Source organism: Oceaniovalibus sp. ACAM 378, assembly GCF_008085915.1.
GTDB lineage: Bacteria > Pseudomonadota > Alphaproteobacteria > Rhodobacterales > Rhodobacteraceae > Oceaniglobus.
The window spans coordinates 1-1,590 of the sequence record NZ_VSJK01000069.1; the positions used below are offsets into that span (position 1 = coordinate 1).

At 62.8% G+C, this 1,590-nt stretch carries 1 protein-coding gene; it reads right to left on the reverse strand.

The annotated features are described in order from the left end of the window. The coding region (istA, locus tag FQ320_RS25175; protein ID WP_148475994.1) for an IS21 family transposase at positions 1-1,425 on the reverse strand (1,425 nt) is incomplete at its 3' end. Positions 1,426-1,590: the final 165 nt, after the last annotated feature.

The window sequence follows — 1,590 nt, forward strand, 5'->3', positions numbered from 1 at the left end:
GACTGATGAGTAGGATCGGGCGTTGATCTCCAACGCGCGATTGCAGGCGGCATCGAGGCGGTCCCGGCCGAACCTGTCAGCCAGCCGGATCACGCCCAGACAGGTGCGATAGCCCTGTTCGGAGTGCTTGCGGTCCCGCATCACGACCTCGGCGAAGAGCGCGACGTTCGGCCCGATGCGCGCGGCCCAGGCCTGGATGCGCTGCGGCGTCCAGTCCTCGCGGAACCTGTGGTGCCCGGGCATGTGATCGCGCTGCGTGGAGTGCTGCCCGTTGCCGGAGGTGCGCACATGGGATGCGACACGCTGCCCGATATGGAAGACTTCGACCGTCCGGGCGGTGATGCGCGCCCATAGTTCCTTCTTCAGCAACTGATGGGGCACGGAGTAATAATGCCGGTCGATCGCGATGTGGTAATCGAGCCCGGCGCGGCACTTCTTCCATTCGGCATAGACATAAGGCGCCACCGGCAGCGGCTTCAGGGCGGGCTTGTCCAGCTGTTCGAACAGCTGCCTGCGACTGGCGCCGAGATGGCGCGAGACCTTGTCGTTGAGCCGATTCAGAAGTGGGCGAATGGCCGCGTTCACGTCCTCAAGGCTGAAGAACTGACGGTTGCGTAGTCGCGCCAGAATCCAGCGTTCAACCAGCAAAACCGCGCCCTCGACTTTTGATTTATCCTTTGGTTTGTGCGGTCGCGCGGGCACCACGGCCGTGTCGTAATGCGCGGCCAGATCCCCATAGGTCCGGTTGATCACAGGGTCGTAGAAGCACGCCTTGGTAACCCCGGCCTTCAGATTGTCGGAGACGATCTGAGCCGTCACACCCCCGAGGAAGCCGAAGGCGCGCACATGGCTCGTGATCCAATCCGGCAGCGATTGCGTCCAGGTCGCTTCCGCAAAGGTGTAGCTCGAGGCCCCGAGCGCCGCGACGAACAGCTGTGCCGTGCGCACCTCGCCGGTCATGGGATCAATCACGTCAATCGTGTGCCCGGCGTAATCGACGAACAGCCGCTCGCCCGCCGGATGACGTTGCCGCATCACCGGCGACAACTTGCCTTCCCACCGCGTATACAGCTCGCAGAACCGGGAATACCCGTAGCCCTCCGGATGATCGGCGCGATATTCCTCCCACAGCAACGACAGCGTCACGCCCTTGCGGCGCAACTCCCAGTGGACATGCGCCCAGTCAGGCTGGGTTGCTCGGTTCGACACATCACGCGCCGTCCGGGGATAGATTTGCCGTTCAAGGGCAGTGTCGGAAAGACCTGGCGGCAGCGGCCAGCTCAGACCCAACTCATCGGCACGCTCAAGGTAGCCTCGGAGGGTGGTGCGCCCGATCGCCAGACTTGCTGCAATCTGGCGCGTCGATAATCCCTCGGCTGAGAGCCGCAAAACATCTCGTATCTTCCGCATCGGCAATCTCTTCATCGGGCTTCCTTCGTGCCAAAAGGGCGAAAAGTAGCCGGTTACAGATTGCCTCGCAGCAGCACGTCACAGGGGTGGGCGCATACCCCGGAATCGGTGGGCGAATAAAAGCGGAACGGGTGGGCGCATCAAATCGGAATCGGTGGGCGCATCACCCCGGAATACGCA